The organism is Amycolatopsis sp. lyj-108 (genome assembly GCF_046549005.1).
Lineage (GTDB): Bacteria > Actinomycetota > Actinomycetes > Mycobacteriales > Pseudonocardiaceae > Amycolatopsis.
This window is the reverse complement of record NZ_JAJPWQ010000005.1, coordinates 312,886-338,575: the sequence shown is the minus strand read 5'-3', so window position 1 is coordinate 338,575 and position 25,690 is coordinate 312,886. Positions and strand designations below refer to the sequence as shown.

Here is a 25,690-nt window from a genome sequence, read left to right as displayed (position 1 = left end):
TACATAGTGGACAAACCAGATGCTCACACCGAGCCCTTTCCAAATTGCTCGGTCAATGACCACCCGTACACAAGCGGCCACCAGTTGGAAGCGTGCCGGGTACCGCACAGAACCCTTGACCCTCGCGATGCGCACTTCGCCCTCTTCGAGCACCGTGCGCAGCGACTCCAGCCGTTCCGGGCCGAATTCGCACACCTCGTCGAGGAACAGGATTCCCCGGTGTGCCCGGCTGATGGCGCCGGGCACGGCCAGTCCGCTGCCACCGCCGATCAGCGCGGGCACGCTGATCGAATGATGCGGCGCGACGAACGGCGGCACGGTGACCAGCGGTTCGGACCGCGATAGCGATCCGTCGATCGAGTGAACCGCTGTCACCTGCAACGACTCCTCGGCGGACAGGCGCGGGAGGAGGCCGGGAAGACGTTTCGCGAGCATCGTCTTGCCCACCCCGGGAGGACCGGTCATGAGCAGGTGATGACCACCCGCCGCGGCCACCTCCAAGGCCCACCGCGCTTCCGGCTGTCCCACGACGTCGGCGAGGTCGGGTACCCGCGGCGGCTCCTGGACAACGGCCGGCTCGGGCAGGGTGAGCTCCCCTTCCCCCTTGAGCCACTCCACGAACTCACTCAGCCGGGTTACCCCGCCGACCTCCAGCCCGTCCACGAGAGCCGCTTCGAACAGCGACTCGGCGGGGACAACAGCCCGCCGGTACCCGGCATTGCGCGCCGCCAGCAATCCCGGCAGCACGCCGCGGACGGCCCGCACCCGGCCGTCGAGGGCGAGTTCGCCGAGCAGCACGGTGTTGAGCAGCTTGGTGGCCGGGACCGACCCCGTCGCGGCCAGGACCGCGGCCGCGATGCCCAGGTCGTAACCGGATCCCACTTTCGGCAGGTTCGCCGGGGAAAGACCGAGGATCACCCTCTCGTCCGGCCACGTCCGTCCCGAATTCCGGACGGCCGAGCGGACCCTGTCCTTGGCCTCTTTCAGTCCGGTGTCGGGCAACCCGACCATCGTCACCTTCGGCGAGCCTCCACCGATGTCGGCCTCGATCTCGATCATCCTGCCCTCGACCCCGAGCAGTGCGACTGACCAGGCTTTCGCCAGGGCCATTCAGAACGCCGCCTTGATATGGCGCACCTGCGGCCGGGCGTCGGGCCGGGCGACAATCGCGATGATGTCGTAGCGGACCGGGCACCAACGGAGCATGAAAGCGCGCTGCCACTGGTGCGCGAGACGGCGGATGCGGTCGGCCTTGTCCGGGGTCACCGCCTCGGCGGGAGTGCCGAAGCCGACCCCCGTCCTCGTCTTCACCTCGCAGAAGATCAGGCGTTTCTTGTCCGTCGCGACGAGATCCAGTTCGCCGTCACGGCAACGCCAGTTGCGGCTCAGTACGACATAGCCCGCCTTCTCCAGATGCCGGACCGCGAGTTCTTCGCCCCACCGGCCCAGCTCGATGTGCGGTGCCCCAGTGGACGGCTGTTCGGCCGTGTTCATCATCTCGATCCCCCTCAGCGATCGTCACAGTGCGTGTGCGATCAACGCTGCCAGGGTGAGCGGGTGCCGAACAGGCTCAATTCCGGCGCCTGTGGACAACTGGGGTGTTGTGGATGGTTGGGCCGTCGGGGAGGCTCACCGGACGGAATCGTCGGTGGTCTGTGCTAGACGCCCCGCGAATACATGAAGGCCCCCTTCACGTGCCTGAACACGATGAAAGGGGCCTTCAGCAGTTCCGAAGATCAGCCGGAGAACGGCCCGTCTTCCGGCAACCGGAGATCCGGCTTGTCGAGTTCCTCGACGTTGACGTCCTTGAACGTGATGACCCGGACGTGCTTGACGAACCGTGCGGGCCGGTACATGTCCCAGACCCATGCGTCGGACATGCGGACCTCGAAGTACACCTCACCGCCGCCGTCGCGCACCTGCACGTCGACGGCGTTCGCCAGATAGAACCGCCGCTCGGTCTCCACCACGTACGAGAATTGGCCGACTATGTCGCGATACTCGCGGTAAAGCGAGAGCTCCATCTCGGTCTCGTACTTCTCGAGATCCTCTGCGCTCATGAAATCCGCGCCCCTCCTCGCGATTTTGCTGCTGTTCCAGCGGCGGAGCGTTCATTGTTACCCACGTACGGGCCGAGGGCACGTATCGGCACGCTCGGGTTTTCCAGTGCCGCGACGGTGAGCACGACCGGGTGAGGCGGTCGCACCCGGTGCGCGGCGGCCGCGGTGGCCACGTTCGCGTACGACCAGCGATGGACCGGACTCGGACCGTGAGTGTTCAGCGCGGCGCTGTGGTCGGTGGTGCTGTACCCCTTGTGCACGTCGAAGCCGTAATGCGGGTGGACGTCGTGCAGGTCGCCCATGATCCGGTCGCGGGTGACCTTGGCCAGTACGGACGCCGCCGCCACGCAGGCGACGGCCTTGTCACCCTTGATCACGGGGGTGCTCGGGGCAGGAAGCCCGGAGACGCGGAATCCGTCGGTCAGGACGTAGCCCGGCGTGGTCCGCAGTGCCGAAACCGCACGTCGCATGCCTTCGAGGTTCATGACGTGGATGCCGAACAGGTCGACCTCGGGCGCCGGGATGACGATGACCGAGTAGTCGACGGCACGCTGGACGACCCGGTCGTAAACCCGGTCGCGGGCCTTGGCCGTGAGCACCTTCGAATCGGTGAGCTCGGGCAGCCGCGCGGCATCGCCGGGGCGCAGCACACAGGCGGCCACGACGAGCGGGCCGGCGCAAGCACCGCGCCCTGCCTCGTCGACACCGGCGACGGGCCCGAGGCCCCGCCGGTCCAGCGCACCCTGCAACCCCCAGAAGAGGTCACCACGCACCACTGCCCGCGGCGGCCGAAGCGGCTCGGCCGGTGTGAGCGGAACAGGAACTCTCAAGGCCTTACCGCCTCCGGTCGACCGCCTTGCGCACTCCGGACGACATTCGCCTGCCGAGGAAGACCACGGGCCACGCCGCGGCGACACCGACACCCAGGGGAAGACCCTGCTGCCATGCGGGCGCGCCGAGCGCCAGCGGCTGGGCGTTCGCCTGCGGGTTGTGGTCCGAAACGCCACCCCAGCGGCCGGGCGGGAGCACGATGACGCGCGCCTTGCCGATGATGTTGTCGACCGGTACGGCGCCGTTGACGCCACCGCCGCCCTGGAAGCGGGAGTCGCTCGAGTTGTTGCGGTTGTCGCCCATCACCCAGACGTATCCGGCAGGCACCTTGACCGGCTCGAACGTCTTCTCGGTGGGCGCCATGCCCTCTTCCCAGTGGACGTACGGCTCGTCGAGTGCCTTGCCGTCCACGACCACGCGGTTGTTGTCGCAGCACTGCACCGTCTGGCCGCCGACCGCGATGATCCGCTTGACGAAGTCGCGCTCGTCCGGCGGGGCGAACCCGATCAGGGATCCCAGCGCGCGGAAGCCGCTGACGAAGATGTTACTGGACTCCGGCGTGTCGATCTCGCCCGCCCACGCCGGCGGTCCCTTGAAGACCACCACGTCGCCGGGGCCGGGATCGGTGAAGTCGTACGTGATCCGGTCGACCAGGATCCGGTCTCCCGTGCATCCCGCGCAGCCGTGCAGAGTGGACTCCATGGACCCCGAGGGGATCATGTAGACCTTGGCGAGGAACTGCTGGATCAAGATCGTCAGCACGAGCGCGACGACGATCAGGATCGGCAGTTCCTTCCAGAACGACCGCTTCTTGTTGACCTTGCCGAATTTCTTGGACCCGGACCGGCCCCGTCGGGAGGCCCTGGTCGGGCGCTCCTCTTCGGGGCGATCGGGCTCATCTTCGGACGTGTTCTGTGACACGGGTTCGACCACGACGCCAGGTTACCTGTAACCGCGAGGCTACTCAGGAAGCGGAGGTCTTCTCGCGGTTTTCGCGGCGTTCCTTGATCTTGGCGGCCTTGCCGCGCAGCTCGCGGAGGTAGTACAGCTTCGCCCGGCGGACGTCGCCGCGCTTGTAGACCTCGACCTCGGCGATGTTCGGCGAGTGCACCGGGAAGGTGCGCTCCACGCCGATGCCGAACGACACCTTGCGGACTGTGAAGGTCTCGCGGATGCCGCCGCCCTGGCGACGCAGCACGACGCCCTGGAAGATCTGGTTACGCTCGCGGTTGCCCTCGATGACGCGGACGTGAACCTTGAGCGTGTCGCCCGGTCGGAAGTCCGGGATGTCGGAACGCAGTGACTGCGCATCCAGCGCGTCCAGGGTGTTCATCGGTGGTCCGTCCTCGTCTTCGTATGGCTTACGTGCAGCTTGGGCGCGCAGTATCGGGACTGCGACCTACCCGGGGGCTGATGGCGTTCCGGTGTACGGCGCCGACTCGAAAGCCGCGCGTCCACTCACGCCAACCTGTCAAGTATTGCAGACCGGGACTCAGGTACTTGACCCGGCCTGGCCGGTGTCCTCGTGCAACCGCTCGAGGACCCCGAGATCGTGCTTGTCGAGACTACCTTCCGGCAGTTGCCCGATCAGTTCGGGCCTGCGCCGGACGGTGCGTTCCAGCGCCTGGTCACGGCGCCAGCGGTCGATCAGCGCGTGGTTCCCCGAGCGCAGGACGTCCGGCACGGCCAGGTCCCTCCAGACCTCCGGCCGGGTGTAGCTGGGGCCTTCGAGCAGGCCGTCGGAGAACGAGTCCTCCTCGGCGGAGCGGGCGTTGCCGAGGACGCCGGGCAGCAGCCGGACGACGGCCTCGACCATCACCAGCACCGCGGCCTCGCCGCCCACCAGCACGTAGTCGCCGATCGAGACCTCGTCGACGGGCATCCGCTTCGCGGCGTCGTCGATCACCCGCTGGTCGATGCCCTCGTAGCGGCCGCACGCGAACACTAGGTGCTCCTCGGCGGCGTACTGGTGGGCCATGGCCTGGGTGAACGGCCGCCCGGCCGGGGTGGGTACCACGAGGCGGGTGTTCTCGCCGCAGACGTCGTCCAGGGCGGGGCCCCAGATCTGCGGTTTCATCACCATTCCCGGCCCGCCGCCGTACGGCGCGTCGTCGACCGCGCGGTGGACGTCGTGCGTCCAGTTCCGCAGGTCGTGCACGCCGACCTCGATGAGGCCGCGGTCGATCGCGCGGCCGAGCAACGCGGCGCGGAGCGGGTCGAGGTATTCGGGGAAGATCGTGACGACGTCGAGGCGCATCAGGCGTCCAGCAGGCCTTCCGGCGGGTCGACGACCACACGGCCGCCCGGGACGTCCACCGCCGGGACGATCGCCTTCACGAACGGCACCAGCACCTCACGTCCGTCGTGTTCGATCGAAAGCAGTTCCCCGGCGGGCGAATGCACGATTTCGAGCACCTTGCCGAGGACGGTGCCATCGGCGAGTTCGGCCCGCAGTCCTTCGAGTTCGTGGTCGTAGAACTCGTCGGGGTCTTCGGTCGGCGGCAGCGTCGAGGTGTCGGCGATCAGCAGCGCGCCGCGGAGGGTTTCCGCGACGTCCCTGGTCGGCACCTCTTCGAAACGCACCAGCAGCCGCCCGCTGTGCTCGCGGGCGGCTGCGATGGTGAGGTTTCTGCTACTGCCGTCACGCAGCTTCGTCGTGACGGCCGAACCGACCGCGAATCGCTGTTCCGGCGAATCCGTGCGCACGTCCACCGCGAGTTCCCCGCGGATTCCGTGCGCCTTGGCGATCCGGCCTACTACGACGTCCATCCCGTTGTGTCCTTGGTCAGCGATCGGTGTCGACGACGTCCACACGGACGCCGCGGCCACCGATGCCGCCCATGACGGTGCGCAGGGCGGTCGCGGTACGACCGCCCCGGCCGATCACCTTGCCGAGATCGTCGGGGTGCACATGCACCTCGAGCGTGCGGCCACGGCGAGTGGTCAGCAGCTCGACCCGGACCTCGTCCGGGTTGTCGACGATCCCGCGCACCAGGTGCTCGAGGGAGTCAGCGAGGAAGCTCACGCCTCGGCCTTGTCACCCTCGGCGGCCTCGGCCTTGTCGGCTTCGGCCTTCTTCGGGGCGGACTTCTTCTTCGGCGTGGTGGCCTCGGCGGAGGCCGAGTCACCGGCGGCGGCGAGCGCGGCGTTGAACAGGTCCTGCTTCGACGGCTTCGGCTCGGCGACCTTCAGGGTGCCCTCGGCGCCCGGCAGGCCCTTGAACTTCTGCCAGTCTCCGGTGATCTCGAGGATGCGCTGGACCGGCTCGGTCGGCTGGGCGCCGACGGACAGCCAGTGCTGGGCACGCTCGGTGTCGACCTCGATGAAGCTGGGCTCTTCCTTCGGGTGGTACTTGCCGATCGTCTCGATGGCCTTGCCATCACGGCGAGTGCGCGCGTCGGCGACGATGATGCGGTAGTACGGCGCACGGATCTTGCCGAGACGCTGCAGCTTGATCTTGACGGCCACGGGTGTGGGTACTCCTCAGTTCTCTCTGATGCAGGTGGAAGGCGTGCGCCAGCCGAGTGGGGAACGGCTGCGCACACCCGAAGGTCCGAAGCTCGGGCGCGGTGAGAGGGTCCGGCCAAAGCAGGCAAGCGTACATTCTGCCAGACGCCGACCGGCCGTCAGAACGCGGCTATCCCGAGCGAGGCGAGCAGGATCGTCACGGCCGGGAGGAAGTTGTTCACCTGATGGGCGACGACGCTGCCGAGCAGCCGTCCGGTGAACACCCTGGCGAGCCCGATCGGGATCGCGATCACCAGCAGCAGCGTGGTGCGCAGCGGTTCGAGGTGGCTCGCCGCGAAAACGGCCGTGGAGACCAGGAACGCCGCGATCCTCCCCCAGCGTTCGGTGCGCCACGTCAGCCGTTCCACCGCTCCCCACAGCAGGCCGCGGTAGATGATCTCCTCGCAGATCGGCCCGACCAGCCACAGGTAGATGAACATGACGACGGCGGCCGAGACCGACATCCGCCGGTCTTCCACGAGCGCGCTGATCGCCGACGTCGCGTTCTCATTGCCGACGACCTGCGTCCAGACGTAGGCGGCGAGCGAGGTGAACCCGAGCCCGAGCACACCGAGCTTGAGCCCGATTTTGACGTCGGCCCAGCTCCAGCCGATCCGCAGGTCGACGAACGGGCCGTTGCCACGCAACCGGGTGATCAGCAGCGCGACCCCGGCGGCGATCATCGTCGGCACCATGGTGCCCAGCAGCACCATGCGCATCGGCAGTGGCTGGCCGGGCTGGACGTCGCCGAGCAGGACGCTGATGAACGCCGCCGACGCCAGGAGGACGGCTTCCACCAGGAGGAAGGCCCCGAATCCCCAGCGATGCGACGGTGGCGTGTCGAGCGCGGCCACCTCACCTCCGGCAGGTGGTTCGTCCGGCGGCGCGGCCTCGGGGATCGGCTCCCTGGGCTGAGATACGGTCACGCCGATCCTCCGGTGATCGTTCGGTTACTCAAAGACTCTAACCGCCTTGACGGGCGATCACCTCGCCGCGAAGAGCAATACAGCCGGTGGGAGGTTGTTGGCCGCGTGCGCGATGACGGACGCGCTCACCCTGCCGGAAAGATAGCGGGCGAGGCCGATGGCGATGCCTTGGCCGAACAGCGCGATCGTGCGCGCGGCTTCCCCGTGCAGCTGGGCGAAAACCAGCGCGGTGACCAGCAGGATCACCCACGAGGGCAGGCGGTGGAAACCCATCGCGTTCCACAGGGTGCCGCGGAAGAGCAGTTCTTCGGTGACCGGGGCGGCGAGGACGACGATGACCGCGGCCAGCACCAGCCAGACCGTGTCGCCTTCGGTGGTGCCGGACAGTTCGGTGATCGGGCCGGGCGAGACGTCGGAAAAGGTCCTGTCGTCGCTGTCGGTCCCGTAGACGGCGAGCAGGAGCAGGTTGAGGAGGTAGCCGGCGGCGAGCGCGGCCGCTCCGCAGGCGAGTCCGATCCGGACGTCGCGCCAGGTGGGCTTGAGCCCGAAGTCTTCGCGAAGCCCCTGTCCCCAGAGGCGGGAGCCGACCGCCGGGCCGAGACCGAGTACGAGGGTCGGCAGGAACGCGAGGATCAGCAGCGGGCCGACGTCACGGAGTTCGAGGGGGTCGTAGCCGCCGAAGCGGCCTGACATCACGAAGCTCATGACGAGCGTGACGAGGTGGTATCCGGCGATGCCCGCGAAGAACGCTACGAAGCCCCAGTGCGCTCCGAGCACCAGACGCTCGCGAGCCTGCCCGTCGTCCACCACGCCTCCACGCTAAGTGCCGCTCCGGTGACGGATGGAGTCGGGTCAGGGAGCTGAAGGACGCTTTACCCGCATGCCATGGGGGTAAAGCGCCCTTCACCTCGTGAGATGCGGGGAAAGTCCCCTTCAGCTAGGCGTAGATCTTGCCACGCAGGACGATATGGCTCGGATGCCGCAGCACCGCGAGATCCTCACGCGGGTCGGCCGGGTAGACGAGCAGATCGGCCGAAGCGCCGTCCACGATTCCGGGCACGCCCAGCCATTCGCGGGCCGCCCACGAAGCCGAAGCCAGCGCCTGCTCGGCGGACATGCCCGCCTTGTGGAGTGCCTCGATCTCGTCGACGAGCCTGCCGTGTTCGACCATGCCGCCCGCGTCGCTTCCGGCGTACACCCGCACGCCCGCCTCGATCGCCGTCGACACCATCTCCCCCACGCCGGCGTGCAGCGCCCGCATGTGGTCGGCGTACACCGGGTATTTGCCCGCCTTGTCGGCGATCCCGGGGAAGTTCTCGATGTTGATCAGGGTCGGCACGAGCGCGATCCCGCGTTCGGCGAGGACGTCCAGCTGGTCCGGGAGGAGTTCCGTGCCGTGTTCGAGGCAGTCGATCCCCGCGTCGATCAAGCCCGGCAACGCGGCCTGGCCGAACACGTGCGCCGTCACCTTGGCGCCCGCGGCGTGCGCGACGGCGATGGCCTCGGCGAGGACGTCGTCGGGCCACAGCGGCGCGAGATCGCCGACGCCGCGGTCGATCCAGTCGCCGACGAGTTTGACCCAGCCGTCGCCCTCGCGGGCCTGTTCGGCGACCGCCTTCGGCAGTTCGGCCGGGTCATCGAGTTCGATGCCGAGGCCGGGGATGTAGCGCTTGCGCAGGGCGAGATGCCGTCCGGCGCGGATGATCCGCGGCAGATCGGCACGCTCCTGCAGCGGCCGGACGTCGATCGGCAGCCCGCAGTCGCGGATCAGCAGCGTCCCGGCGTCGCGATCGGTGATCGCCTGTTCGGTGGCCTCTTCGAGGGTGGTCGCGCCGCCGACCCCGATGCCGGGGTGACAATGCGCGTCGACCAGTCCGGGGACCAGAAAGCCTTCCCGGACCACGGTTTCCGCTCCGGCGACCGGCTCGGTGGTGATCCGGCCGCCGGTGACCCACAGCTCACGGTGCTCGCCGTCCGGCAGGACGACGCCTGCCAGGTGCAGCGCCTCCACAGGCTATTTGTCCTTCGGCAGCTTGAACTTCTTCGGGTCGAACCCGGGTACGTCGTTCATGCCGCCGAGCTGGGAGAGGTCGGGCATCCCGCCGCCGCCGGCGCCGCCGGGCATCCCGCCCGGGGGCAGCATCGGCATGCCGCCGGGGAAGCCGCCGCGGACCTTGGGCTGCGTCGGACCGCGCCCCTTGCCCTTCTTCCCCTTCTTGCCCTTGCGGTTCTTGCTGCCGCCACCTCCGCCGCCGAAGCCGAAGCGGCCCGCCATCTGCGCCATCATCTTGCGCGCTTCGAAGAACCGGTTGACCAGGTCGTTGACGTCGCGGACGGCGACACCGGACCCCTTCGAGATCCGGACGCGGCGCGAGGCGTTGATGATCTTCGGGTCCGCCCGCTCGGCGGGGGTCATGCCGCGGATGATCGCCTGCAGCTTGTCGAGCTGCTTGTCGTCGACCTGCGCGAGCTGGTCCTTCATCTGCCCGGCGCCGGGCAGCATGCCGAGCAGGTTGCCGATCGGGCCCATCTTGCGGACCGCGAGCATCTGCTCGAGGAAGTCCTCGAGGGTGAGCTGCCCGCTGCCGAGTTTGGCCGCGGTCTGCTCGGCCTTCTCCTGGTCGAAGTGCTGCTCGGCCTGCTCGATGAGGCTGAGCACGTCGCCCATGCCGAGGATCCGGCTGGCCATCCGGTCCGGGTGGAAGAGGTCGAAGTCTTCGAGCTTCTCACCGTTCGAGGCGAACAGGATCGGCTGGCCGGTGACCTGGCGGACCGACAGCGCGGCACCACCGCGGGCGTCACCGTCGAGCTTGGTGAGCACGACACCGGTGAAGCCGACGCCGTCGCGGAACGCTTCGGCCGTGGTGACCGCGTCCTGACCGATCATCGCGTCGACGACGAACAGCGTCTCGTCCGGCGAAACGGCGTCGCGGATGTTCGCGGCCTGCTTCATGAGCTCTTCGTCGACGCCGAGGCGGCCGGCGGTGTCGACGAGGACGATGTCGTGCTGGGCGCGCTTGGCCTCGTCGATGGCGCGGCGGGCGACGTCGACCGGGTCGCCGACCCCGTTGCCGGGCTCGGGCGCGAAGACCGCGACCCCGGCCCGCTCGCCGACGACCTGCAGCTGCGTGACCGCGTTGGGGCGCTGGAGGTCACAGGCGACCAGCATCGGCGCGTGGCCCTGCTTCTTCAGCCACATCGCGAGCTTGCCCGCGAGCGTCGTCTTACCGGCACCCTGCAGACCCGCGAGCATGATGACCGTCGGCGGGTTCTTCGCGAACGTGAGCCGCCTGGTCTCGCCGCCGAGGATGGTGACGAGTTCCTCGTTGACGATCTTGATGACCTGCTGCGCCGGGTTCAGCGCGCCGTGCACCTCGGCACCCTTGGCGCGCTCCTTGATCCTGGCGATGAAGTCCTTGACCACCGACAGCGCGACATCCGCCTCGAGCAGCGCGATACGGATCTCACGCGCGGTGGCGTCGATGTCGGCGTCGGAGAGCCTGCCCTTGCGAGACAGGGTCTGCAGGGCGGACGTGAGCCGATCGGAGAGGGTGTCGAACACGGGTGTGCACGCTCCAGCTGGGGTCGTCGTGGCTTGCCGGTACGGACCGACGGCTTTCCAGAGTAGTCGGTGTCCGGGGCCGGCGTTTGACGCGGTTGCGGACGAGGCCGCCTATCCGGATTCCCCGGAGAGGTCCCCGGTTGCGTCTTTCCCCGCCATGGTGGTGCGCCGCAGGAAATCGGCGATCAGGTCCAGCTCCGCGTCGGTGTAGCCGGCGCAGACGTCGTCCATCTTCGCGTTCATCCCCGCCAGGTGCCGGTACACGTCACCGTCGCGATCGCCGGTCGCCGAGACGACGACCGCGCGGCGGTCGGCCGCGTCCGGCGGCCGGTCACGGGCGATCCATCCCGCGCGCTGCAAACGGTCCAGCACCCCGGTCATGGTGGCTGGATGCAGGCCCGCCTGCTTCGCCAGCGCGCTCGGGCTCAACGGTCCGTGCAGGTTCAGCAGCTCGAGGCAGTCGAAGTCCACCGGCTTGAGCGCGACCTTGGCGCTGACCTGGTGATTGAAGAGCGAGAGCTGGTTGTTCAGCGCGCGCAACGCCCGTTTGATCACCGCGACCTTCCGTCGCCGAGGCCTGCCCTCAGGTGTTACGGAAGTCATATCATCTCGTTTCCATGTCCCAAAGTGATACGGTTTTCATATTGTATGACACTCAGCAAAGGAGCGGGTCATGTACCTGATCACTGGGGCGAGCGGGACCGTCGGACGGCCGTTGATCGACAGCCTCACCGCGGCCGGCGCACGCGTCCGCGCCCTGACTCGCGACGCCAAAGCCGCGTCCGGCTGGCCTTCGGGAGTCGAAGTCGTCGAAGGGGATCCGTCGCGCCCCGACAGCATCGCTCCCTTCATGGCGGGCGTCACCGGGATCTTCCTGCATTCACGGGCCGCGGCCGCCGCACCCTCCGAAGTGCTCGCGCTGGCGAAAGACCACGGCGTGCGACGGGTTGTCGCGTTGTCCGCCACCAACGTCGACGAGCCCGCGGACCACCAGCCGTCGCGTTTCCAGGGCGACCGGAACAAAGAGGTCGAAGAGGCCGCCGTCGCCAGCGGCCTGGAGTGGGTGAGCCTGCGGGCGTCCTTCTTCGCGGCCAACACCCGGCTGACCTGGGCAGGCCAGATCAGCGCGGGCGATGTCGTCTTCGGTCCCTTCGCGGACTTCGCCGAAGCGCCGCTGCACGAGCGGGACCTGGCAGACGTCGCGGCCCGCGCCCTGCTGAGCGACGAGTTCACCGGGCGGAAACTCGAACTGACCGGCCAACGGTCGCTCACCCACGCGGAAATGGTGGAGGTGATCGGCACGGTGCTCGGCAAAACCTTGCGGTACCAAGAAGTTCCGGCCGACGTGGCCGCGAAGACGATGATCGCGCGAGGCTTCCCCGAAGCGTTCGTCGAGGCTTTGATGAACAGGTACCGGCGGCTCGCCGGCCAGCCCGGCCTCGTCACCGACGGAGTGGCGGAGGCACTCGGGCGCCCGCCGCGAAGCTACGCGGACTGGGTCGCGGACAACGCCTCGGCGTTCCGGGACTGACGCAGAACAGGGCTCCGGGACCGGCCGCCCCTCGCAGACCGGTACCGGAGCCCCTACGGAAGGCTCGCTCCCCGCGAGCCGACCGTAAGCACACTTGGCGAGTTTCGCGGGAACCGGTTTCGCCAGACCCCCAGTACCAGGCGATTCGCTCCCGCGCTCTCTCCGCGCGATGACATGAGAATGCCCGGTCACCGCGGGGTCACGGCAGCGTGAAGACCCCCAACTATCCCTGGGTAGAACTACTCAGCTGGTCTTGGCAGACGATGAGGCCTTCTTCGCCCGCGTACGCGCCTGGCGCGCCTTCGCCGCCGCTTCCTTGGCCTTCTCGACCGGAGCGCGATCGGCTTCGACCGCGCTCTGCTGCAAGGCCGCCAGCAGTCGCGTGACGCCCTCCGCCTGTTCGGCCGCGGTCGGCTGCAGGACGTCGTCCCCGTCCACCTTGGCCTGGATCAGCGCTTCGAGCGCCTCCCGGTAGCGATCGGTGTACCGGCCGGGTTCGAAATCCCGCGTGAGGTCCTCGATCAGCGAGACCGCGTTCCGCAGTTCCCCGCGCCGCAGGTCGACGTCCTCGTGCAGGAACGGGAAGTCGGGTCGCCGGATCTCGTCGGGCCACAGCATCATCTCGAGCACGATCACCTGATCCCGGACGCGCAGCGCGGCCAGCGTTTCGCGTTGCCGCAGCGTCACCTTCACGATCGCGATCCGCCCGGACTGCTGCAGTGCCTCGCTCAACAGCACGTACGGCTTGGTGCCCGCCGGCTCCGGTTCGAGGTAGTAACTGCGCGCGAAGTACATCGAGTCGACCTGTTCGGCCGGGGTGAAACCGACGACGTCCATCGACTGGGTGGTCGGCGCGATCAGCGACGCGAAGTCCGCGGAAGTCAGCAGGACGACGTCACCGTTGGGGACGGGATGCCCTTTGACGATCTCGGCCGCGGGCACCTCGGCGCCGTCGACCTCGCAGACCCATTTCACCCGCACCCGGCCGCCGTCGGGCTCGTGCACCTGGTGGAGGGGGATGTCGTGCTCTTCGGTCGCGCTGTACGCCTTCACCGGAATGGCATAGGTCCCGAAGCCGATCGTGCCTTTCCACACCGCGCGCATGGCCCACCTCCGCCTGGTCAGCGTATCCACGCGCCGAAGCGGCGGGACAGCTACAAACGGGTGTCAGGGGCGACTGAATCGCTCACACATTCGAATGACGGACGCGATTCGGCGAGTGCTTCGGCCGAACAGTCGACAGCGGTGGCCGCCGCCCGGAGTACTTCCGCGACGACCTCGACGTCGATCATCGGGGCGGTGGCCAGCGCACCCTGGCCGCCACCTTCGACCCGGCCCGCCATCCCTTCGAGCGCGATGGCGAGCGCCTGCTGGCCCGCGACGAGGTGCCGGACCACTTTGAGCAGTTCGGGCACGGTCGCCGCGGTGCCCGACGCGGTCAGGCTGACGGCGAGGTCGTCAGCGCATGCGCGCAGGTGGGAGGCGACCACGGTCGGCGGCAGCGTGATCCGCTGTGGCCCGGGCGAATTCGGCTCGTGACCGAGCACGTGATCACCGCCCTCCGGATCCTTCGGGTCTCGACGGCGGACATCCTGCCACCATTACCCTCCGCCACTCGCGCGACACCCTGGTCGAGGTCAGCCGAAGCCGAGCACGACCACCGCGGCCGCCGCTCCGGCGAGTCCGGTGGCCTGGATCCTTGACGGCCGTTCACGCAACGCCACGATGCCGAGCACCACGGACACGACCGGGTAGAACGACGCGAGGACGACGGCGATCGTGGTCAGTCCCTCCCGGGTGGCGAACAGGTAGAGCATCAGCGAAAGCGCCGCGAAGCACCCGTTCAGCGCGGAAAGTGCCGCCAGGCGTGGAGGAAGGCGAAGGCTGCTTCCGGACGGCAGTGCCATGGGCAGGACCGTCAGCGTCGCGGCGAGTCTGCTCGCCACCAACGGCCAGAGACCGGCTTGCGGCGCCGCCTGCGCGAGGGCGAGGTACTGGACGGCGAAACCCACGCTCGCGATGAGCGCGACGCGGGCGGCGGGCGTCGCCCCCGGCCCGTCGCCGTGGCCGGAACGCGACACCGCCCACAGCGCGCAGATCGCCAGCCCGATTCCGAACCAGGCCGGCGCCGAGGGACGTTCGCCGAGTAACGCCACCCCGGTGATCACCGGCAGGGTCACGCTCCCCACCGCGCTGACCGGCACCACGATGCTCAACGCGCCACTGGCCATCGCCCGGAACAGGAAGACCATGCCGAAGCCCGTGCCCACCCCGGAAGCCGCGCCCCAGCCGAGATAACGATCAGCGGGGTCAGGACGCGGCGGCCAGCAACGCGGCTTCGATCTTCGACCGCCACGCCTGGTCGACGCGACCCGTCCGTGGCGCGATGGCGAACGAGTCGACGACCGCGCCACCGAGGGTGGCCACCTTCGCCCAGCGCACCTCGGCCTCACACCGCCGCAACGCGCCCGCGACCCGGTACAGCAGCCCGATCCGGTTCGCGGCCCGCAGTTCGACGACGACCGTGTCGTGCCCGCTGGTCTCGTCGTCGAACCAGATCACCTTCACGTTCGCCGTGGGAGTCTCGCCGTAGTCCCGTTCCTTCGCCGCGAGCCGCTGGGTGAGCGGGAGCGTCCCGGCCACCGCCCGCGCGAACTGCTCACGCAGCAGGGTGACGTCGGGCAGCGAGCCGAACTTCGGCGACGCCGTGAACACGCCCGCCCGTCCCCCGTCGTGCCCGCGCAGCACCGCCGCGTGGACCTCGAGCGAGTTCAACGCGAGTACCCCGGCCGCGGGGGCCAGCAGTTCGGCGCGCGCCGGGACGGCGAGCACCACGGTCACGACCTTGCCGGCGGCCGTGATGCGCACCTCGCCACGGCCGGACGCGACGGCTTCGGCGACGAGCTCCCGTTGCTCGGCGCCCATCGGCTCCGGTGGTACGAAGCCCTTGCCGTGCAACGCTTCCTCGCAACCGGACACGAGTTCGGCGAGCAGCCGCGCCTTCCAGTCGGTCCACACGCCCAGCCCGGTGGCCAGCGAATCGGCCGTCGTCAACGCGTGCAGGAGTTCCAGCAGGACCAGGTTTTCGTCGAGCGTCTTCGTCACCCGCTGGATCGTGGCGGGATCGCTGATGTCCCGCCGCGTCGCGGTATGCGGCAACAACAAGTGATGCCGGACCATCGCCGACACCAGCGCGGAATCCGCGGGCGACAAGCCGAGCCGCGCCGCCACCTGGGCACTGATCTTCGCGCCGAGTTCGGAATGGTCCGCGTCGCGTCCCTTGCCGATGTCGTGCAGCAGCGCGCCGATCAGCAACAGATCCGGCCGCGAAACGGTGGTCGTCAGTTTCGACGCCTCGACGGCGGCACGCACGAGATGTCGGTCGACGGTCCACGAATGCACCGGCGACCTCGGCGGGAGATCCCGCACCGCACCCCATTCGGGGAACAATCGCGCCCACAGCCCGGTGCGGTCCAGCGCCTCCACGGCGTCGACGAGCCCCTCGCCCGCGCCGAGCAGCTCCACCAGCGCCTTGAGGGCATCGGCCGGCCATGGCGCACGCAGTTCCGGCGCGGTTTCGGCGAGCGCCCGCAAGGTACCGTGCGAAATGGGCTTCCGGATCCGGGCCGAAGCCGCGGCGACCCGCAGCAGCAGCGCCGGATCCTTGGCCGGTACCGCGTCCCGCGCCAGCGCGACCTCGTTCCCGTGCAGGACCACACCTTCGTCGAGCGGGGAACGCACCGGCCGCCGCCCGAACCGCGCTTTGGGTTGCTCCACAGTGGACTGAAGTGCCACGTCGACCGCGTACGCGATCGTCCGCCCGGCGCCGGAAAGCTTGCGCGCCAAGGTGAACCGGTCACCGAAGCCGAGTTCACCCGCGACCGTCTCGGCCTCCGGCGCGCTCAGGATGTCCCGCTCCCGGCGCAGTTCGCGACGCAACTCCGTCCGGACGTCCAGCAACAGACTCTTGGCCGCCAGCAGTTCCTCACCGGGCCTCGCCGTCAGCTGAGCCGCCGCCAACGCCTCCAGGATGGCGAAGTCGCGAAGCCCGCCTCGGCCGTGCTTGAGATCCGGCTCGGCGGACTGCGCGATCTCACCACTGCGAACCCAGCGCTGACGCACCGCGTCCGACAGTTCGCCGAGCCTTTTCCTGGCGGTCCGCCGCCACTGGTCCCGTGCCGCGGCGGCCAGCCTGGCGGTGATCTCGGCGTCCCCGGCGATAGGCCGGATGTCGAGCAGTCCCATCGCGGTCCGCAGATCCTCGGACGCCACCTTCAGCGCCTCACCCGGTGTGCGGACCGAGTGGTCGAGGCCGATCTTGGCGTCCCACAACGGATACCAGATCGCGTCGGCGATCTCGCCGACCTTCGAGTTGCCGTTGTGCAGCAACAAGAGGTCGAGATCGGAGAAGGGCACCAGTTCGCTGCGCCCGAGGCCACCGACGGCGGCCAGCGCGACACCGGGTTCAGCGGTGTCGACGCCGGCCGCCGCGGCGCCCTTGCCCAACCAGAATTCGTAGAGGTCGACCAGGGCCGCCCGCAAAGCGGACGCCCCCAGCCTCCCGTGCCTGCCCTCGAGCAAACGCTCGGTGGCCTTGACCAGTTCACCCCCGTCGGCCATCCGTGACGCCTATAGCGCGTCCGAGCCGCGTTCGCCGGTGCGTACCCGGATCACCGTCTCGACCGACGTCACCCAGATCTTGCCGTCGCCGATCTTGCCGGTGTGGGCGGCCGTGGTGATCGCGTCGAGGACCTTCTCCACGTTGGAATCGTCGGTGACGACCTCGACCCTCAGCTTCGCCACGAAGTCCACGGAGTACTCCGCACCCCGGTAGACCTCGGTGTGGCCCTTCTGCCTGCCGTAGCCCTGTACCTCGCTGACCGTCATGCCGAGCACACCCAGCTGCTCCAGCGCGGAACGGACGTCGTCGAGCGTGAACGGCTTGACGATCGCGGTGATCAGCTTCATGCCTTGCTCTCCTCGAGTTTCGTGGCCGCGTTGCCGGTGGACGACTTGACCGGGATGGAACTCGGCTGGCCGAGGCCACCGCCCGATCCGGTGAAGTCGTACGCGCTCTCCGCGTGCTGGGCCTCATCGATACCACTGACCTCGTCCTCCGCGCTGACGCGGAACCCGCCGAGCTTCTTGATCACCCAGCCGATGACGAAGGTGAGCACGAACGAGTACAAGAGGACCGCGGCCGCCGCGAGCGCCTGCTTGCCGAGCTGGCCGAGGCCGCCGCCGTAGAAGAGGCCGTCGACACCGAGCGAGTTGACGCTGGTGGTGCCGAAGAAACCGATGAGCAGCGTACCGACGAGACCACCCACGAGGTGGACGCCGACGACGTCGAGGGAGTCGTCGAAACCGAAGCGGAACTTGAGGCCGATCGCCAGTGCGCACAGGGCACCGGCGATGAGACCGATGGCGATGGCCCCCAGCGGGCTGACGAACCCGGCCGCCGGGGTGATCGCGACGAGACCCGCGACGGCACCGGAAGCGGCGCCGAGAGTCGTCGGCTTGCCGACCTTGATCTGCTCGATGATCAGCCAGCCGAGGATGGCGGCCGCGGTCGCGACGGTGGTGTTGGTGAACGCGACGGCGGCGAGATCGTTGGCGGCCAGCGCCGAACCGGCGTTGAAGCCGTACCAGCCGAACCACAGCAACGCCGCGCCCAGCAGCACGAACGGCACGTTGTGCGGACGTCCGGTGCCCTTCGGCCAGCCCTTGCGCTTGCCGAGCACGATCGCGAGCGCCAGGCCGGCCGCGCCGGCGTTGATGTGGACCGCGGTACCACCGGCGAAGTCGAGCGCCTTGAGCTGGTTGGCGATCCAGCCGCCGACCGAATCGGCGCTGATGAAGCCGTTGAACGAGAACACCCAGTGCGCGACCGGGAAGTACACGACCGTCACCCACACCGCGACGAACAGCGTCCAGCCCCAGAACTTGGCGCGGTCGGCGATGGCACCGGAGATCAGCGCGGGCGTGATGATCGCGAACATCAGCTGGAACATCACGAAGGCGAACAGCGGCAGCGCGTCCGCGCCGGGCCACGCGACCTCGGGCGTACTACTGGTCGCGGCGGTCGCGAATCCGGCGAGTTTGCCGGAAATGGTCGAGAGACCCGCGAAGTCGAAATTACCGAGCAACCCGCCGCCCACGTCGTTGCCGAACGCCATCGTGAAGCCGTAAAGCGTCCAGAGGACGCCGACCACGGCGAGCGCGATGAAGTTCATCATCAACATGTTCAGGACGCTCTTCGCGCGGACCATGCCGCCGTAGAAGAACGCCAATCCCGGTGTCATGAGCATGACCAGCGCGGCGCTGATCAGTACCCATGCCGTGTCTCCTGCGTTCAGCACAATCTTCCTCCCGTGCCTGGGGTGTACTGCGCAGGAATTTTTGGACCGCGGTGTTTCCTCGGGCGGCGATTCAGGTTTCACCCGCGTGAACTGTCGGTGCGGCGTTGTTACGTCCAGGTTTCCGGAGACCTGGTGCGTTCTGTCCGGTTGCGAAACCTCGTGGTCGAATAGGGCCATGAACGCACGTGTATCCGGCCATGACCCGCTGCCACCGGAGATCGTCCGGTCGTTGCGGTGTTCGGTCTGCGGTGACCCGGTCGGGGCAGTCGACCGCACGGTGCGTTGCGGGAGAGGCCACTCGTTCGACGTAGCGAAGCAGGGTTACGTCAACCTTCTGCACGCGCGCATCCCGGCCGGCACCGCGGACACGGCGCCGATGGTCGCGGCTCGCGTCGACCTCCTCTCTTCGGGTGCTTACCTGCCTCTCGCCGACGCCCTCGCGAAGGTGGCTTCGGACCACGTCGAGAGCGGGATGGTCATCGACGCGGGCGCGGGCACGGGGTACTACCTCGCGCACGTGCTCGACGCCGTCCCCGCCGCGTACGGACTGGCGCTCGACGTCTCGGCCGTCGCCCTGCGCCGGGCCGCTCGCGCACACACACGCGCGGGCGCGGCCGTGTGGAACCTGTGGGAACCCTGGCCGGTGGCGGACTCGAGCGCGTCACTGATCCTCAACGTCTTCGCGCCCCGTAACGCCCCGCAGTTCCACCGCGTCCTGACCGCGGACGGCCTGCTCGTCGTGGCGACGCCGAACCCAGGGCACCTCCGGGAACTGGGCGACCTGGTGATCTCCGTCGACGACGGCAAGGACGCGCGGCTGGAAGACACCCTCGGCGAGCACTTCACCCGGGTGGAAAGGCACGACGTCACCCAGCGGGTGACATTGTCGCCCGCGCGGATCCGCCAGGTCATCGAGATGGGCCCGAGCGCGCATCACCTCCACCGAGACGGACGCCGTGAACGGCTCGACGCGATCAGCGAGCCGGTCGACGTCACCACGTCGTTCAGCGTCACGCTGTACCGGCCGGTGCCCTGATGGAGGCGCCCGCGACCCTGCTCGCCGACACCGCGTGGGTCAGCGCCCGCATCGGCGGCGCGGCGAAGCTCTACGGCTGCTCCCGGCCCGAGGTGCTCGGCACGATCTGGTGGTACTCGCTGTCTTCCGTCCTCGTCGCCCCCTCCATCGAATCGCTCGTTCGTGGTGAACCGCTGGATCCTTCGCTTGACGCCGTCACCATCGATCTCGTCCCGGACGGGCGCTTCACCGGTGCCCGATCGTCACGGGTCCTCCCCGGCGGTCTTGCCGAACTCGGCGCCGCGTTCGCCGGAACGCTGGACACGGCGATCGGCACGATCTCGGCCGTCACCGGGGCGAATCCGCGCGCGCTGGGCGCGATCGCGACGGATTCGATCGGCAACCGCCTGCTGTGGACCGGCGACACCGAACGGGCGGTCGCGCTGGCGGCACCGCTCGTGGCCGCGATCGGACTCGGCATGCCGGAGCCGCGGTTCACCCGGATCGGGCGGAACACCGTGGTGCGACGTGCTTCCTGCTGCCTGATCTACGAGGCGGGCAACCCGAAGTGCACCAGTTGCCCCCGGCAGACCCCGGAAGAACGAGACCGGCGACTTCGCGGAGCCCTCGGCTAGGTGTGATGGCCGAGTTTCCTCGGCTGAGCCGAGGGAAGGGGTCCTTCACACTCAGCCGCCGTGACCACTGGTGCACGTGGGCGAACGTGGCGATGACCGAGTCCGAGATCAACCGCAGCCGGAACCACGAGTGAAGGCCTCCTTTCCTACTCTGACGGAGCGAAGGAGGCTTTCGCTACCGTCAGATGTGATCCCTGGTGACAGCGGGCAAGGCGTGACTCGCGTGTTTGGGGACGTGATTCGCGTGTTTGGGGACGTAACTCACGTGCCTGGATGCCGCACTCGGGAGTGCGGAGTCTGAACACGCGAGTGCGGTGTCGCGTCACCCAGCCCACCTTCTCGCCCGAGACACGACACGTTGCCTTATCCCTCACGACCACCCTGGAGAGCGGGCCTGGCCGCATCACGGTCCAGACAGCGCCCCGCGCACTTCCTCGCTCCGCGAAGGACGCCATTCCCGCATGCCATGCGACGAAAGCTCCCTTCACCACATCAGACGCGGGAAAGTCCCGTCCGGCCCGTATCGCGGTCCCTTTCACACCGCCGCGAGATTCTCCCCGGTCAATGCGGCCACCATCGCCGCACGAGTGCCGACCCCCAGTTTCGTGAAGATCCGCCGCATATGCGCGGAAACCGTGTTCAGGCTGATTTCCAGTACGCCGGCGATCTGCTTGTTCGTATAGCCCCGGCTCACCATGCGCGCCACTTCGTGCTCGCGCGGGCTGAGCAGGTCGTGCGCCTCCGGCGTCACCGGTACGAGCAGGCATCTGACGCCGTGCTCGGTGAGGTCGAGCAACGGTCTCCGCATCGCGGCGTCCCCGTCGCACAGTTCCGTGACCCGCCGGACGAGTGATCTCGCCAGGCTTCGCACGGTTTCGTCGTCCGAAACGACCTTCCTCCGCTGCCGCGCGAGATCGTGTATCGGTGCCGCAGGAAATCCCACCGCCGGGCTCGTGGACATAGACCGGCCTCCCCCCTCTTGGTTTCCCTCCCTCTCTAGCAAACCCCTCCGACAGGAAAAGCGCATCGTCGATTTGTGTGACAAGTCCGAACTAGTCGATTCATGTCACACAGGAACGTGTGACTACCGGTGTGCCCCGGTGTGCGGGCAGTGTCGGGTCCGTGCTCACCGACGCACCGCGCCGGGGACCGCGGGATTTTCACCGGAGCAGAGGAGAACGGTTATGAGCCGTGGCTATGCGGCAGTGGACGGCGAGTTGGAAGACGAGCTGAGCCGTGAGTTCGAGGACGAGTTCGAGGACGAGCTGGAGGGCGCGCTCGGCGAACTGGCCTATGAGCTGGAGGACGAGCTCGAAGACGAGGACGAAGCGCTCTACGAGTTCGAGGACGAAGACGAACTGGGTGAACTGGCCCAGGAGCTCGAAGACGAACTCGAAGACGAGGACGAAGCGCTCTACGAGTTCGAGTTCGAGGACGAAGCCGAATTCGAAGCGGAGTTCGAGAACCTGGTCCGCGAGCTGGAGGCGGAGTTCGAGTTCGAGGACGAGTTCGAAGGAGAGGACTTCGTCAATCCGCTGCGTCGCCTCTATCCCGACGCCGATCAGCTGGCCCGGCTGGCCTTCCAGGCGGAACAGGCCGAGACCGAGGAGGAGGCCGAGGCGTTCATCGGACCGCTGGCGGCGCTGGCCGTCCGCGCACTGCCCCGGCTCGCCCCGATCGTGCGCTCGGTGGCCCCGAAGATCGTCCGCGGCGCCGCGAGCCTCGGCCGCAAACTCTGGCGCAATCCCGGCACGCGGCACCTCGTCCGGCGTATTCCGCAGATCGTCAAGCGCACTGCGGGGAAGGTCAAGGCCGGCCTCCGCAAGGGCATGCAGATGACGCCCGGCTGGCTGTCGAACGCGTTGATCGGTGGCGCTGTCAGCTTCGGCGCCGACAAGCTGCTGAAGCGGCCGAAGAAGAAGAGCACGCGCCGCAAGCAGCCCGCTCGACGGCGTGCGGCGGCACAGCGGCCGGGAGCACAGCGTCACCGGACCGCGCGGCGTGTCCCGGCGCGGACCGCGGCGCAGCGCAACCGGCGTCGTGCCGCACAGAGCAAGCGGGCGCGCGGCCGTGCGCGCCGCCGTTAGGGTGCTCCCCGCGGCATCCGGTGCCCCGGTCCCTCCCGCCGGAGCGCGGCGGGCGAGGCCATCCGGCGGGAGGGAACTGGAGGCGTGGGTCCTCTCCCAGGCCACCAACGTGGGGCGGCATCTGGACGCGTTGCGGCCATTCCGCTGGTCGGAGTTCGGCGATCCGGCGACCGGGCCGAGCCGGGCCCATCTGGCGGCGGTCAACCGCATGATGGCGACCCTGCGGGGACCGTTGTCCACCGCGACCCGCGTGGCCCGCAAGAGCGCGCAGGAGGCGGTGGAGCGGCCGGAACAGGCCGAGCTCGCCCGGCTCCTGCTGGCGAAGTCCCGCGCCCAGCGCTGGGTCCGGAGCACCGAACGGGTCTGGGACTTCTACCTCGACCTGTTCAACCAGCGGCAGGGCGCGTTCGCCCCGTGGCTGGTGGCCTGCGACCGGGTGGCGCTCGACTGCTATCAGTACGCGTACCTCGGGATCGGGCACTGGCGGTCGATCCCGACGCCGCCACCGTTCTGCTACCTGCGCACCGGCTCCGGCCCGGCCACCTCGCGCCGCGGGATCCCCTTGCGGCGGCTGGGAAACCGACTGAACCCGTTCCCGCTGATCCAGCTTCCGTACCACCGGCTGGTGAACCCGTGGACGCTCGGCGCGGTCCTGCACGAGGTGAGCCACAACCTGCAGAACGACCTTGGCCTCGCCAGGGCGATCCCGCTGCAGGTCGCGGCGAGACTCGTCGAGGCGGGGGTGCCACGGGCGGTGACCGGTACCTGGGTCAGGTGGAACCGCGAGACCTTCGCCGACCTGTCCGCGCTGTTGCTGGGCGGTCCGGCGGTCGTCGGTTCGCTGTTCGACGTCATCGGCCGCACCGAACTCGAAACGACGGTGTTCTCCTCACGCGCGGTGCATCCAGTGCCGTACCTGCGGGCGAAGATCTCGGTGGAGTTGTTGCACCGCATGGGTTTCACCCGGCACGCGGAAGCCTACGCGGCGCTGTGGCGGAAGCTGTACCCGAGGGCGAAGCTGATCAACGCACCGCCGGCACTGCTGAAAACGGCGGACAAGGCGATCCCCGTGGTGGTGGACGCGATGTGCTTCACCTCGTTCCCCTCGCTGGGCCATCGCCCCCTCGCGAAGGCGCTGCGGTTCGAAGCCAAGGAACAGGCGATGATCGAGGAAGCGGCGGAAAGGCTGGCCGACGGCGTGTCCCCGGGTGTGGTGCCGGAACGGTTCCTGATCGGCGCGGTCCGGTTCGCGCTCGAAGAGGGAATGGCCCCGCCGAAGCGGCTTTCCGGTTTCTTCATGGAAGAGCTCGGCAGGAGGTCGAGATGACCATCCACACCGAATTCTCCCGGCTGGGCAAGGAAGTGAACCAAGTGGCCGCGTGCTGGCGGGCGCTGGAGATCAGCGTCTCCGAGGACAGGCCCGACGGCGTCGGACTCGCCGCGGCGGATCACCTCGCCGAGGTCGTCCTCGACGGCACCGGTGAGGTCGAAGCGGCCACACGTGCCACTCAGCGCCCGGTGAGCGCCGAGTCGTTGCACACCACGGCGTCGTCGCTGCTGAAACTCCGGCGGCGGGTGGACGGGCAGTGCCGTTCGCACCACGCGGTTTCCGGGCTGCTGCGCGCGGTGCACGGACGGGAACAGGAATGGCGGGGCTGGGCGAAGAGCTTCCACGCCGGGGTGGACCAATGCGCCATCGCCTTGTCCTCGGCGGAGGACGTGATGGTGCGGTGCTGGCGTGAAGCAGTGGAACTGGCCGAATTCAAGGGATGTGGGGCGACCCGATGACGATCAACGACGACCGCGGCGCGACATTGCCGCGTGCACAGGACATCGACAGCGCGTATCCGCTGTCGACCGGGCAGTACCCACCGCCGTCGGCGGCACCCGGCGCACTCGCCGCACAGACGATCAGCGACATGCTCGGCTGGAAGTGGCGCGAGGGTGACACGAAAGGGTTCGTGGCGGCGCTGACCGGCAGCTTCGAGCTGAAAGAAGTCCAAGGGCGGACCGAGGCCAAGTGGACACCGCGCGGGTACGCGATCCAAGCCGACCTCGGCGCCGTCACCGGCGGACAGGCCTCGCTCGCGGCGAGGGCCCGGAGCGCGGTCAAGGACTCGCTCGCGCTGCTCGACTCGCTCCGTCCACTGAGGACGGATTCGGACCCCGAGAACGCCGAAGGCTTCCGTGCGCTCGTACGGCACGATCTCGAACAGATCCGGCAGGAGCTGGAGAGCCCGCTGCTCCGCGTGGCGCGGGTCGATCAGCTCTTCCTGCTGCTGCTCGGAGACGGGACGCGAGGGCACCTCGGCCAGTTGCGGGACGAGCTCGGCCTGGTCTCGGGCAAGGTCAACACGATCGAGGAAGAACGGATCCAGACCTCCTTCATCACGCTGACGGATTGGGTGGTCTCGTTGTTCCGGGGCTGGCAGGACGCACGCGACAAGATCGATCCGTTCTCGCAGCCGGCAGGCGGTCAGCCGTTCTTCGGTCCCGCTGTGGTCGCCCTTTCCCGGCTGCTGTCCGCGGCGGCGTCCCAGGTCGACGAGGTCGTCGCGATGCTGCGATCGGTGTTCATCCAGCAGGAAGACCTGGAAGTACTCCGTGTCCCGGACCCGGAGGGCGGGACCATGTCGCTCGGCGGGCTGCTGCGCTGGATCCGTGAATTCGCCACCTTCGAGGGCGGCAAGCTGATCGAGTCGGCGGGCAAGGAAGGTGTCGGCACGTCGTTCATCCAGATCGCGAGGCGACTTCAGCGCATCGTGGCGAACCTGCCCCGGCAGAGCATCGGGGGCCCCAACGGGGACATCCCCGGCAACTTCCGCGCGTCACTTCCCCCGGGCTTCTTCAGCTCCCGTGTGCAACGGGCCATCGACGAGCTCGACGACCATCTGCAGGAGGTCGTCCGGATCGCCGAACCGATCGGGCGGCCCGGGACGCCGTCGTCGTCCGACCCGAATCCACCGGCCCCGCCCACGCCGCAGCTCATGCCGCAGCCGACGCCCCCTCCGCCTCCGCTGCCCCCGCCGTCGTCCGGGCGGACGCCGTCGGTGCCATCGGTCGCCGAGCTGCGTGAAGGGCACGCCCTCCAGGAAGAGCAGACACCACCCGAGGCGGAGGAACCGCCGAAACCCCGGACCACGCGCAAGCGGACCGGGCAGTAGCCGGACCCGTACG

28 protein-coding genes and 1 pseudogene are annotated in these 25,690 nt (G+C 68.7%); 7 read left to right on the top strand and 22 right to left on the bottom strand.

All coding sequences use genetic code 11. The annotated features are described in order from the left end of the window. Positions 1 to 72: 72 nt before the first annotated feature. From ACLJO0_RS20975 to ACLJO0_RS20905, 15 genes and pseudogenes are all read right to left on the bottom strand, one after another. Positions 73 to 1,110, bottom strand: a pseudogene (locus ACLJO0_RS20975) (YifB family Mg chelatase-like AAA ATPase); the annotation flags it as partial. Further along, a complete protein-coding gene (locus tag ACLJO0_RS20970) occupies positions 1,111 to 1,497 on the bottom strand; it encodes a YraN family protein (RefSeq protein ID WP_410580142.1) in 387 nt (128 codons plus the stop codon). 239 nt (positions 1,498 to 1,736) lie between these two features. Continuing rightward, entirely contained in the window at positions 1,737 to 2,060 is a 324-nt protein-coding gene (locus ACLJO0_RS20965) for a DUF2469 domain-containing protein (RefSeq protein ID WP_003096226.1), read from the bottom strand. Beyond that, positions 2,057 to 2,836, bottom strand: coding sequence for a ribonuclease HII (locus tag ACLJO0_RS20960; RefSeq protein WP_410580326.1), 780 nt, complete (start codon positions 2,834 to 2,836; stop codon positions 2,057 to 2,059). Before ACLJO0_RS20960 ends, ACLJO0_RS20965 begins: the two co-directional genes overlap by 4 nt. A gap of 58 nt (positions 2,837 to 2,894) precedes the next feature. Continuing rightward, positions 2,895 to 3,824, bottom strand: a complete 930-nt coding sequence (lepB, locus tag ACLJO0_RS20955; protein ID WP_125792732.1) for a signal peptidase I — start codon at positions 3,822 to 3,824, stop codon at positions 2,895 to 2,897. 31 nt (positions 3,825 to 3,855) lie between these two features. Continuing rightward, positions 3,856 to 4,224: a 50S ribosomal protein L19 gene (rplS, locus tag ACLJO0_RS20950; protein ID WP_125792731.1), complete on the bottom strand. Its 369-nt coding sequence runs from the start codon at positions 4,222 to 4,224 to the stop codon at positions 3,856 to 3,858. 159 nt (positions 4,225 to 4,383) lie between these two features. Next, complete coding sequence (gene trmD, locus ACLJO0_RS20945) at positions 4,384 to 5,148, bottom strand: tRNA (guanosine(37)-N1)-methyltransferase TrmD (RefSeq protein WP_125786506.1); 765 nt, start codon at positions 5,146 to 5,148, stop codon at positions 4,384 to 4,386. Next, positions 5,148 to 5,660, bottom strand: a complete 513-nt coding sequence (rimM, locus tag ACLJO0_RS20940; protein ID WP_125792730.1) for a ribosome maturation factor RimM — start codon at positions 5,658 to 5,660, stop codon at positions 5,148 to 5,150. Before rimM ends, trmD begins: the two co-directional genes overlap by 1 nt. Before the next feature lie 16 nt (positions 5,661 to 5,676). After that, positions 5,677 to 5,916, bottom strand: coding sequence for an RNA-binding protein (locus ACLJO0_RS20935; protein WP_003103110.1), 240 nt, complete (start codon positions 5,914 to 5,916; stop codon positions 5,677 to 5,679). Further along, positions 5,913 to 6,359 (bottom strand): 30S ribosomal protein S16, encoded by a 447-nt coding sequence (gene rpsP, locus ACLJO0_RS20930; RefSeq protein ID WP_005154724.1) that lies wholly within the window; start codon positions 6,357 to 6,359, stop codon positions 5,913 to 5,915. The genes ACLJO0_RS20935 and rpsP overlap by 4 nt, the downstream gene beginning before the upstream one ends. A 158-nt stretch (positions 6,360 to 6,517) precedes the next feature. Further along, complete coding sequence (locus ACLJO0_RS20925; RefSeq protein ID WP_410580141.1) at positions 6,518 to 7,324, bottom strand: CPBP family intramembrane glutamic endopeptidase; 807 nt, start codon at positions 7,322 to 7,324, stop codon at positions 6,518 to 6,520. A 57-nt stretch (positions 7,325 to 7,381) separates the two neighbouring features. Next, on the bottom strand, positions 7,382 to 8,131 hold the full coding sequence (locus ACLJO0_RS20920) for a CPBP family intramembrane glutamic endopeptidase (RefSeq protein WP_125786934.1): 750 nt from the start codon (positions 8,129 to 8,131) through the stop codon (positions 7,382 to 7,384). A 130-nt stretch (positions 8,132 to 8,261) separates the two neighbouring features. Continuing rightward, positions 8,262 to 9,335 (bottom strand): amidohydrolase family protein, encoded by a 1,074-nt coding sequence (locus ACLJO0_RS20915; RefSeq protein WP_410580140.1) that lies wholly within the window; start codon positions 9,333 to 9,335, stop codon positions 8,262 to 8,264. A 3-nt stretch (positions 9,336 to 9,338) separates the two neighbouring features. Further along, a complete protein-coding gene (gene ffh / locus ACLJO0_RS20910) occupies positions 9,339 to 10,886 on the bottom strand; it encodes a signal recognition particle protein (protein ID WP_410580139.1) in 1,548 nt (515 codons plus the stop codon). A gap of 111 nt (positions 10,887 to 10,997) precedes the next feature. After that, positions 10,998 to 11,489 (bottom strand): MarR family winged helix-turn-helix transcriptional regulator, encoded by a 492-nt coding sequence (locus ACLJO0_RS20905; protein ID WP_410580138.1) that lies wholly within the window; start codon positions 11,487 to 11,489, stop codon positions 10,998 to 11,000. Positions 11,490 to 11,559: 70 nt separating this feature from the next. Between ACLJO0_RS20905 and ACLJO0_RS20900 the strand changes: the two genes are divergently transcribed. Continuing rightward, positions 11,560 to 12,417, top strand: coding sequence for an NAD(P)H-binding protein (locus ACLJO0_RS20900; RefSeq protein ID WP_410580137.1), 858 nt, complete (start codon positions 11,560 to 11,562; stop codon positions 12,415 to 12,417). A 243-nt stretch (positions 12,418 to 12,660) separates the two neighbouring features. Here ACLJO0_RS20900 and ACLJO0_RS20895 read toward each other — a convergent pair whose 3' ends face one another. From ACLJO0_RS20895 to ACLJO0_RS20870, 6 genes are all read right to left on the bottom strand, one after another. Beyond that, a complete protein-coding gene (locus ACLJO0_RS20895; RefSeq protein ID WP_410580136.1) occupies positions 12,661 to 13,521 on the bottom strand; it encodes a Ku protein in 861 nt (286 codons plus the stop codon). A gap of 50 nt (positions 13,522 to 13,571) precedes the next feature. Continuing rightward, the gene (locus ACLJO0_RS20890; RefSeq protein WP_125786515.1) at positions 13,572 to 13,964 is read right to left on the bottom strand and encodes a hypothetical protein; all 393 of its coding nucleotides are present in this window, start codon (positions 13,962 to 13,964) and stop codon (positions 13,572 to 13,574) included. A gap of 90 nt (positions 13,965 to 14,054) precedes the next feature. Further along, entirely contained in the window at positions 14,055 to 14,687 is a 633-nt protein-coding gene (locus tag ACLJO0_RS20885) for an EamA family transporter (RefSeq protein ID WP_410580135.1), read from the bottom strand. 40 nt (positions 14,688 to 14,727) lie between these two features. Continuing rightward, positions 14,728 to 17,037: a [protein-PII] uridylyltransferase gene (locus ACLJO0_RS20880; protein WP_410580134.1), complete on the bottom strand. Its 2,310-nt coding sequence runs from the start codon at positions 17,035 to 17,037 to the stop codon at positions 14,728 to 14,730. A 9-nt stretch (positions 17,038 to 17,046) separates the two neighbouring features. After that, the gene (locus ACLJO0_RS20875) at positions 17,047 to 17,385 is read right to left on the bottom strand and encodes a P-II family nitrogen regulator (RefSeq protein ID WP_125786517.1); all 339 of its coding nucleotides are present in this window, start codon (positions 17,383 to 17,385) and stop codon (positions 17,047 to 17,049) included. Further along, the gene (locus ACLJO0_RS20870) at positions 17,382 to 18,776 is read right to left on the bottom strand and encodes an ammonium transporter (protein WP_410580133.1); all 1,395 of its coding nucleotides are present in this window, start codon (positions 18,774 to 18,776) and stop codon (positions 17,382 to 17,384) included. Before ACLJO0_RS20870 ends, ACLJO0_RS20875 begins: the two co-directional genes overlap by 4 nt. Before the next feature lie 175 nt (positions 18,777 to 18,951). Here ACLJO0_RS20870 and ACLJO0_RS20865 point away from each other — a divergent pair, with 175 nt between their 5' ends. Both ACLJO0_RS20865 and ACLJO0_RS20860 read left to right on the top strand, forming a co-directional pair. Beyond that, positions 18,952 to 19,812 carry a putative RNA methyltransferase gene (locus ACLJO0_RS20865; protein ID WP_410580132.1) on the top strand — a complete coding sequence of 287 codons (861 nt, stop codon included), beginning with the start codon at positions 18,952 to 18,954 and terminating at the stop codon, positions 19,810 to 19,812. Further along, positions 19,812 to 20,426: a (2Fe-2S)-binding protein gene (locus ACLJO0_RS20860; protein WP_410580131.1), complete on the top strand. Its 615-nt coding sequence runs from the start codon at positions 19,812 to 19,814 to the stop codon at positions 20,424 to 20,426. The genes ACLJO0_RS20865 and ACLJO0_RS20860 overlap by 1 nt, the downstream gene beginning before the upstream one ends. A 535-nt stretch (positions 20,427 to 20,961) precedes the next feature. On the opposite strand, the gene ACLJO0_RS20855 is transcribed toward ACLJO0_RS20860, so the two are convergent. After that, the gene (locus ACLJO0_RS20855) at positions 20,962 to 21,387 is read right to left on the bottom strand and encodes a response regulator transcription factor (protein WP_125786520.1); all 426 of its coding nucleotides are present in this window, start codon (positions 21,385 to 21,387) and stop codon (positions 20,962 to 20,964) included. 223 nt (positions 21,388 to 21,610) lie between these two features. Between ACLJO0_RS20855 and ACLJO0_RS20850 the strand changes: the two genes are divergently transcribed. From ACLJO0_RS20850 to ACLJO0_RS20835, 4 genes are read left to right on the top strand one after another with little or no spacing between them, the layout of a single operon-like run. Beyond that, the gene (locus tag ACLJO0_RS20850) at positions 21,611 to 22,513 is read left to right on the top strand and encodes a hypothetical protein (protein ID WP_410580130.1); all 903 of its coding nucleotides are present in this window, start codon (positions 21,611 to 21,613) and stop codon (positions 22,511 to 22,513) included. Beyond that, positions 22,497 to 23,840, top strand: a complete 1,344-nt coding sequence (locus tag ACLJO0_RS20845; protein ID WP_410580129.1) for a hypothetical protein — start codon at positions 22,497 to 22,499, stop codon at positions 23,838 to 23,840. Before ACLJO0_RS20850 ends, ACLJO0_RS20845 begins: the two co-directional genes overlap by 17 nt. Continuing rightward, positions 23,837 to 24,301: a hypothetical protein gene (locus ACLJO0_RS20840; protein ID WP_125792718.1), complete on the top strand. Its 465-nt coding sequence runs from the start codon at positions 23,837 to 23,839 to the stop codon at positions 24,299 to 24,301. The genes ACLJO0_RS20845 and ACLJO0_RS20840 overlap by 4 nt, the downstream gene beginning before the upstream one ends. After that, positions 24,298 to 25,677: a hypothetical protein gene (locus ACLJO0_RS20835; RefSeq protein WP_410580128.1), complete on the top strand. Its 1,380-nt coding sequence runs from the start codon at positions 24,298 to 24,300 to the stop codon at positions 25,675 to 25,677. Before ACLJO0_RS20840 ends, ACLJO0_RS20835 begins: the two co-directional genes overlap by 4 nt. The last annotated feature ends 13 nt before the right edge of the window (positions 25,678 to 25,690 follow it).